General features: G+C 74.4%; 6 protein-coding genes. 4 read left to right on the forward strand and 2 right to left on the reverse strand.

The features are described from left to right. Window positions 1–8 precede the first annotated feature (8 nt). The gene (locus ACI6PP_RS12975; protein ID WP_421112012.1) at window positions 9–1,100 is read right to left on the reverse strand and encodes a DUF4192 domain-containing protein; all 1,092 of its coding nucleotides are present in this window, start codon (window positions 1,098–1,100) and stop codon (window positions 9–11) included. 131 nt (window positions 1,101–1,231) lie between these two features. Between ACI6PP_RS12975 and ACI6PP_RS12980 the strand changes: the two genes are divergently transcribed. The 4 genes from ACI6PP_RS12980 to ACI6PP_RS12995 all read left to right on the forward strand — a co-directional run bounded on the left by ACI6PP_RS12980 (window position 1,232) and on the right by ACI6PP_RS12995 (window position 6,626). Beyond that, window positions 1,232–2,569 (forward strand): DNA polymerase IV, encoded by a 1,338-nt coding sequence (locus ACI6PP_RS12980; RefSeq protein WP_421112013.1) that lies wholly within the window; start codon window positions 1,232–1,234, stop codon window positions 2,567–2,569. After that, complete coding sequence (locus ACI6PP_RS12985; protein ID WP_421112014.1) at window positions 2,566–3,354, forward strand: sulfite exporter TauE/SafE family protein; 789 nt, start codon at window positions 2,566–2,568, stop codon at window positions 3,352–3,354. The genes ACI6PP_RS12980 and ACI6PP_RS12985 overlap by 4 nt, the downstream gene beginning before the upstream one ends. Before the next feature lie 4 nt (window positions 3,355–3,358). Next, entirely contained in the window at window positions 3,359–5,470 is a 2,112-nt protein-coding gene (locus ACI6PP_RS12990) for a S9 family peptidase (RefSeq protein WP_421112015.1), read from the forward strand. Between the two features lie 193 nt (window positions 5,471–5,663). Further along, window positions 5,664–6,626: a sigma-70 family RNA polymerase sigma factor gene (locus ACI6PP_RS12995; RefSeq protein WP_421112016.1), complete on the forward strand. Its 963-nt coding sequence runs from the start codon at window positions 5,664–5,666 to the stop codon at window positions 6,624–6,626. 79 nt (window positions 6,627–6,705) lie between these two features. Here ACI6PP_RS12995 and ACI6PP_RS13000 read toward each other — a convergent pair whose 3' ends face one another. Continuing rightward, on the reverse strand, window positions 6,706–7,509 hold the full coding sequence (locus ACI6PP_RS13000) for an SDR family oxidoreductase (protein ID WP_421112017.1): 804 nt from the start codon (window positions 7,507–7,509) through the stop codon (window positions 6,706–6,708). Window positions 7,510–7,913 lie beyond the last annotated feature (404 nt).

Below are 7,913 nucleotides of genomic sequence, written 5' to 3' on the forward strand. Positions count from 1 at the left end.
CGTGTCGATCACCCCAGGCCCGGGACGGTGCGCACCACCTCCTCCTGGGTCATGGCGGGCCAGCGCCGCGGGTCGATGCCGCCGGAGACCGCCGAGTGCAGCAGCAGCGCCATCGAGTAGCCGGGGTCGACCGCCAGGGCCGCCTCGAGGGCCGTCATGGCCTGCGCGCCGTCGCCGCACATCCAGGCCGCGAAGCCGGCGAGCGACAGCGCCGGTGGGCGGGCGGGCTCGACCGCGCGCCGTCCGACCTCGCGCCACAGCGCCAGCTGCTCGCGGGCGCTCTCGCGGGTGATGTCGGTCCAGAGCAGGTCGCGGACGACGACCGTGGCGGTCCAGACCGACAGCACGGCGACGTCGTGGTCGTCGAGCACCGGGCCGTCGAGGCCCGTCGCGCGCGTGACGGCGTCGAGGCACGCCTGCCACCCCGTCCGCACGACGACGGGATCGCCCGCCGGGTGCCGCAGGCCGGCGCCCAGCCTGCGGACCTCGTCGCGCACGTGCTCGGTCTCGGACGCCACCCCCAGGGCCCGCTCGCCCTCGACCGGCGCGAACCGCTCGACGAGCGCGTCGCGCCCCGGCAGCACCTCGTGCCCGGCCAGCACCGCCTCGGCCATGAGCGCCCCGCCCACCCGGTCGTAGGGCGTGCCGTCGCCGGGGCAGCACGTGTCGTCGACGCACGTGTAGGACACGACGCGGACGCCGTCGGCGCGGGCCGCCTCCAGCACGTCGACGTCGGCGTCGGCCAGGCGCGAGCGGAGCGACAGGAGCAGAGGGGCGGCTGCGGCGTCGGTGTCGGCGAACGCCAGGAGCAGGACGCCGTCGGGCTCCTGGCGTGCGACGTGCCCGGCCACCTGGTCGGCGAGCTCGTCGGCGTGCTCCTCGGGCGGCAGGTCGACCCGGACGGTCATCCCGAGCCGGTGCCGGGGGCCGTGGACGCACACCGCGACGAGCGAGTGCTCGGGGTGGAAGCCGAGCATGACGGGCACGACGGTCACGAGGTCGGCCAGGCTGCGTGGACGCAGGACGGTGTCGGTGGGGCCGTCGGGGTGGTGGGCGGGGTGGTGGGCGGGGCCGGGTGCGCCCGGTGGCGAGGGGGTCATGCCTGCAGGGTGGGTCCGCGCCGACCGTCCGGACCGTCGGTGCACAGGTCGGGTCGCGGCCGACACGGGCGTCGGGCGTTCCGGCCGCTCCCCGTCCACAGCCGCGGGCCACGCAGGCGAGAATGGACGCCATGCGGGCCCAGGCGAGCGTGATGCACCTGGACCTGGACGCGTTCTTCGCCGCGGTCGAGCAGCGCGACAAGCCCTCCCTGCGGGGGCGGCCCGTGGTCGTCGGCGGCACCACCGGCCGCGGTGTCGTGTCCACGGCGTCCTACGAGGCGCGCGTCTTCGGCGTCCGGTCGGCGATGCGGACGGTGGAGGCGAGGGCGCGGTGCCCCCACGCGGCGTTCCTGTCCGGCCGCTTCGACGCCTACCGCGAGAGCAGCCGGATCGTCATGGCCCGGCTGCGCGAGGTGTCGCCCCTGGTGGAGCCCCTGTCCCTGGACGAGGCGTTCGTGGACCTCGCGGCCGGTGGCACCGCGGTCGACGTCGACACCGTCCGCGCCCTCGCCGAGGAGGTGCGGAGCGACATCAGCCGGCTCACCGGCGGCCTGACGGCCTCGGTGGGCATCGCGTCGTCGAAGCTGATGGCCAAGATCGCGAGCGAGATCGACAAGCCAGACGGGCTCCACGTCGTCGAGCCCGGCACCGAGGTCGACGTCCTCGCGCCCATGTCGGTCTCCGCGATCCCGGGGGTGGGTCCGGCGACCACCGAGCGGCTCCGGCGGCTCGGGCTGCGCACCGTCGGCGACCTGCAGGCCGCCGACGTCACCGAGCTGACGTCCGTGCTGGGGACGGCGCACGGCACCTCGCTGCACGCCCTGTGCCGCGGCGTCGACCACCGCGAGGTCGTCTCCGCGCGCGAGGCCAAGTCGGTGAGCGTCGAGGACACCTTCGAGACCGACATCACCGACCCCGCGGTGCTGGCGGCGGTGGTGGACCGGATGGCCGGCCGCGTGGGCGAGCGCCTGGCCAAGGCCCGGCTGTCGGGGCGCACCGTGACGCTCAAGATCCGCCACCACGACTTCGAGACCCACACCCGCTCGTCCACCCTCGCCGGACCCACCGACGACCGACGCGTCCTCGCCCGGACGGCCCGCCGGATGCTCGCCGAGATCGACGTGTCGGGCGGGCTGCGACTGGTCGGCGTCGGCGTGTCCGGCCTGGCCGACTGGGTGCAGGACGACCTGTTCGCCGAGCTGGACGAGGCCGAGGAGGCCGCCACCGCGACCCCCGCCGAGGAGCCCGAGACCGCGGACGCCGACGACCGCCCGCGGCGCTGGGCCCCCGGCGCCGACGTCCGGCACGCCGAGCACGGGGACGGCTGGGTCTGGGGGTCAGGTCTCGGACGCGTCACCGTCCGCTTCGAGACCCGGCACACCGGCCCCGGCCCGGTCCGCACCTTCTCCGTGGACGACCCGGACCTGCAGCCGCGCACCGTCGAGCAGCCGTCCGAGACCGACGCATGACGCCCGGCGACCTGGCGCTGCTCGTCGGCGCCGGGTTCCTCGGCGGGCTGTCGGGCACGGTCGCCGGCCTCGCCTCCCTGTTCACCTACCCCGCGCTGCTCGCCGTCGGTCTCGCGCCGGTGACGGCCAACGTCACCAACACCGTCGCCATGGTCTCGACGGCCGTCGGGTCGGCGGCGACGTCCCGCCCCGAGTTGCGCGGCCAGGGTCGGCGCACCCTCGTGGCGGCGGGCGTCGCCGCGGTCGGCGGGCTCGCCGGGGCGGCGCTGCTGCTGTCGACGCCGGCGTCCGTGTTCGAGCTCGTGGTGCCGTTCCTGGTCGCGTTCGGCTCCGTCCTGCTCCTGGTGCGCGACCCGCTGCGCCGCTGGGCGGACGCGCGCGCGGCCCGCCGTCCCGAGGGGTCGGCGGTGCGGCCGTCGGGGGTGCTGGGGACGCGAGGCGTCGTCTCGCTCGTGGCGATCGGCGTCTACGGCGGCTACTTCGGCGCCGGGGCCGGCATCATGGCGCTCGCCGTGCTGTCGCTGCTGGCCACCGAGCGGCTGGCGGTGACCAACGCCGTCAAGAACGTGGTGACGGGCGGCGCCAACCTCGCCGGCGCCGTCGTCTACGCCGTGGTGGCCGACGTCGACTGGCTCGCCGCGGGGGTCCTCGCGGCCGGTCTGGTGGCCGGCAGCGCCTGCGGACCGCTCGTGGTCCGCCGCGCCCCGCAGGACCTGCTGCGGGTGGTGATCGCGGTCGCCGGCCTCGGGCTGGCCGTCCGGCTGTGGCTGACGGCGATAGCGTGACGACATGACCGACCCCACCCCGCCCGTGGCGCCCGTGCGCCCCGTCCTCCGCAGCCACCACGGCGACGAGGTCAGCGACCCGTACGAGTGGTTGCGGGCCAAGGACGACCCGGCGACGATCGCCCACCTCGAGGCCGAGAACGCGTACGCCGACGAGCGCACCGCGCACCTGGCCGACCTGCGCGAGACGATCTTCGGCGAGATCAAGGGCCGCACGCAGGAGACGGACATGTCGGTGCCGTCGCGCCGCGGCGGCTGGTGGTACTACGCCCGCACGATCGAGGGCGAGCAGTACGCCGTCCGCTGCCGCTGCCCCGTCGACGACGCCGACGACTGGACGCCGCCCGAGGTGGTCGAGGGCGAGAGAGTGCCCGGCGAGCAGGTGCTGCTCGATGGCAACGCCGAGGCCGAGGGCCACGACTTCTTCTCGCTCGGCGCGTTCAGCGTCACCGACGACGGGCACCTGCTGGCGTTCGGCGTCGACACCACCGGCGACGAGCGCTTCACGATCCGCGTCAAGGACCTGCGCACCGGCGAGCTGCTGCCCGACACCGTGGAGGGCGCCCACTACGGCGCCACGTGGGCCCGCGGCGGCAGCCACCTGTTCTACACGACCGTCGACGACGCGTGGCGTCCCGACAAGGTCTGGCGCCACCGCCTCGGCGACACCGGCGACGACGCGCTCGTCTTCCACGAGGCCGACGACCGCTTCTTCACCGGCATCGGCTCCACCCGCAGCGACCGGTACCTGATGATCGCCTCGGGCTCGAAGATCACCAGCGAGTACCGGGTGCTCGAGGCGTCCGACCCCGAGGGCGAGTTCGTCGTGGTCGAGCCGCGGCGCGACGGCGTCGAGTACTCGGTCGAGCACGCGGTGGTGGGCGGCGAGGACGTCTTCCTGGTGCTCCACAACGACGGTGCCGAGAACTTCGAGCTGGCCCAGGCGCCGGTCTCCTCCCCCGGCAGCGCGAGCTGGACGACGCTCGTCCCGCACCGCGAGGACGTCCGACTCGAGGACGTCGACGCGTTCGCCGGGCAGGTCGTCCTCAGCCTGCGCCGCGAGGCGCTGAGCCGCCTGCAGGTCATCCCCCTGACCGCCGACGGGTTCGGCGAGCCGCACGAGGTCGAGCAGGACGAGGAGCTGTTCTCCATCGGCCTCGGCGGCAACGCCGAGTGGGACCCGCCCGTGCTGCGCGTCGGCTACACGTCGTTCGTCACGCCGTCGACCGTGTACGACTACGTGGTGGCCACCGGCGAGCTGCTGCTCCGCAAGCGCCAGCAGGTGCTGGGCGACTTCGACCCGTCCCGCTACGAGCAGCACCGCAGCTGGGCCACCGCCGACGACGGCACGCGCGTGCCGATCTCGGTGGTCTGCGCCAAGGACACCCCGCGCGACGGCTCGGCACCGGCGGTCGTCTACGGCTACGGCGCGTACGAGACGAGCATCGACCCCGCGTTCAGCATCGGCCGGCTCTCGCTGCTCGACCGCGGCGTCGTCTACGCCGTCGCCCACGTGCGCGGCGGGGGCGAGATGGGCCGCCGCTGGTACGACCAGGGCAAGACGCTGACCAAGCGCAACAGCTTCACCGACTTCGTCGCCTGCGCCCGCCACCTCGTCGCCGAGGGGTGGACCTCGCACGAGCGCCTCGTCGCCGAGGGCGCCAGCGCCGGTGGCCTGCTGATGGGCGCGGTCGCCAACCTCGCCCCCGAGGCGTTCTGCGGCGTGCTGGCCCAGGTGCCGTTCGTCGACGCGCTGACCAGCATCCTCGACCCGTCGCTGCCCCTCACGGTGATCGAGTGGGACGAGTGGGGCGACCCGCTCCACGACCCCGAGGTCTACGCGTACATGGCCTCCTACAGCCCGTACGACAACGTCACGAAGGCCGACTACCCGGCGATCCTGGCCGTCAGCAGCTTGCACGACACCCGCGTGCTGTACCTCGAGCCCACCAAGTGGGTGGCCCGGCTGCGCGAGCTCAACGACGGCGCCCCCCAGGTGATCCTCAAGACCGAGATGTCGGCGGGCCACGGCGGCGTCAGCGGCCGCTACGAGTCGTGGCGCGAGCGCGCCTACGAGCTCGCCTGGACCCTCGACGTCTGCGGCGCCACGGGCTGACCGGCCGTCGCGTTCCCCGCTCCCCGCTCCCCGGGCAGTTTTTAAGAACTGCCTGAGAGCGGGGACGTCGGCGACCACTCGCACGTCAGAGCAGGTACGGACACCACGCGAGGCCCGGAATCCCCGGGTGGGGCGGTGTGTTGATACCTACAGACGGCGCGGGTGCCGTCGGACGACGAAGGAGGAGGTCCCCATGGCGACGACGACCAGGACCAGGACCAGTGCACGCGATCGCAGCGAGGGCCGCGACAGCGTCGGCATGTACCTGGACGAGATCTCCCGCACCCCGCTGCTCGACGCCGAGCGCGAGGTCGAGCTCAGCCGGGCCATCGAGGCCGGCCTGCTCGCCGCCCACCTGCTCGAGGAGGGACGCATCGGACGCCGCAAGGGCGGCGCGCCGAAGTCCGCCACGCAGGAGGAGCTCGAGTGGATGGTCGAGGACGGTGAGCGCGCGATCCAGGAGTTCGTCACGGCGAACCTGCGCCTCGTCGTCTCGATCGCCCGCAAGTACGGCCGCGCGCAGATGCCGCTGCTCGACCTCGTCCAGGAGGGCAACACCGGCCTGATCCGCGCGGTCGAGAAGTTCGACTACGCGAAGGGCTTCAAGTTCTCCACCTACGCGACGTGGTGGGTGCGCCAGGCGATCACGCGCGGCATCGCGCAGCAGGCCCGCGTCGTGCGCCTCCCGGTGCACGTCGTCGAGGAGCTCAACCAGGTCGGCGCCGCGCGTCGCAACCTCGAGCGGCAGCTCGGCTACGAGCCCGACCCGGCCGAGATCGCCGAGGAGCTGGGCATGACCACCGAGCGCGTCATCGACCTGCTCGGGTGGGGACGTGACCACGTCAGCCTCGACACCCCGGTGGACGACGACGGCGACACCTCGCTCGGCGACCTCGTCGCCCGCGAGTCGCAGCCCGGACCCGACCTGGCCGTGCTCGACACCGAGTCGCGCGACCGGCTCTCCGGCCTGGTCGACCACCTCGGTGACCGCGAGGCCGACATCATCCGGGCGCGCTACGGCCTGCTCGACGGGCGCCAGCACAAGCTCGCCGACATCGGCAAGCGCCACGGCATCTCCGCCGAGCGCGTCCGTCAGCTCGAGCGCGAGGCCCTTCAGCGCCTGCGCAAGATCGCCGACCCCGACCTGGCGGCCTGACCGCGGCGCAGCCGCCACCCTGACCGACGCCGACGTCCTCCTCCCCCGGGGCCGTCGGCGTCGTCATGTCCGGGGCCGGTCAGCGCCGGAACCCACCCTCGGTGTCGAGCACCTGCCCGACCACCCAGCGACCCTCGTCCGAGACGAGCCAGGCGATCAGGCGCGCGGGGTCGTCGGGCTCGCCGAAGCGCCCGGAGGGGAACAGCGCCCGCAGACGGGCCAGCTCGGGCGAGCCGTCGGGCGGCTCGTCGAGGTACCCGGTGTTGACCGGGCCGGGGTTGACGGTGTTGAGGACGATGCCGCGGTCGGCGAGGTCGTGCGCCACCGACGCCGTGACGCCTGCCAGCGCGGCCTTGGAGGTCGCGTAGGCGATCTCGGTGGGCATGGGCCCCAGCTGCTGCCCCGACGTCATCCAGACGACGCGGCCCCCGTCGCGTCCGTCGTGCTGCGCGGCGAAGGCCCGCGTCAGGAGCAGGGTCGCGCGGGTGTTGACCTGCCAGTGGCCGTCGAGCATCGCCGCCGTGACGTCGGCGAGCGGGCCGTCACCGCCGCTGCGGGCGTGGTTGCAGACGAGGACGTCGAGGTGGCCGAGCGCGGTGGCGGCCGCGTCGACGAGGTGGTCGGCCGCGTCGGGGTCGGCGAGGTCGACGCCGAGGTGGTCGAGGCGTGCGTCGCCGACGAGCCGCCCGCGCAGCTCGTCCAGCAGCGCGTCGAGGTCGTCGGCGCCCCACGGCTGGTCGGCGTCATGGGCGACGTGGTGGTGCACGAACAGGCCGGCCCCCATCGACGCCAGCCGGCTCGCCACCGCGAACCCGATGCCGCGCCTGCGGCTCACCCCCGTGACGAGCGCGGTGCGTCCGGTGAGCGGGAGGTGGTCGGTCATGGGCGCAGCGTAGGGGGGCGCTGGTCGTCCGCTTTTCAGCCCGCCCGGTCGTCCCCCTCGGGCCGGCGGTGGGTATGCCCCCACGTTCGGGCCGATCCTGGGGGCATGCCCACCGCCAGGTGGGTGGGCCACCACCGGCGGTGGCTGAGCCACCACGATCCGGTCCGAAGTGGTGGGTGAGGCACCTCCCCACCGCGCCGGCCCCGTCGCGTCGTGGTTAGGGCACCGCCGGGGCGCGGGAGAGGCGGCGAGGACGTCCTGGGGCCCGGGCACCGCGGTCCACCTCGGGCCGGCGGTGAGTACGGCCCCACGTTCGGGCCGATCCTGGGGGCATACCCACCGCCAGGTGGCTGGCCCACCACCGGCGGTGCCTGAGCCACCACGATCCGGTCCGAGGTGGTGGC

The organism is Solicola agrisoli (genome assembly GCF_049059935.1).
Classification (GTDB): domain Bacteria; phylum Actinomycetota; class Actinomycetes; order Propionibacteriales; family Nocardioidaceae; genus JAURVT01.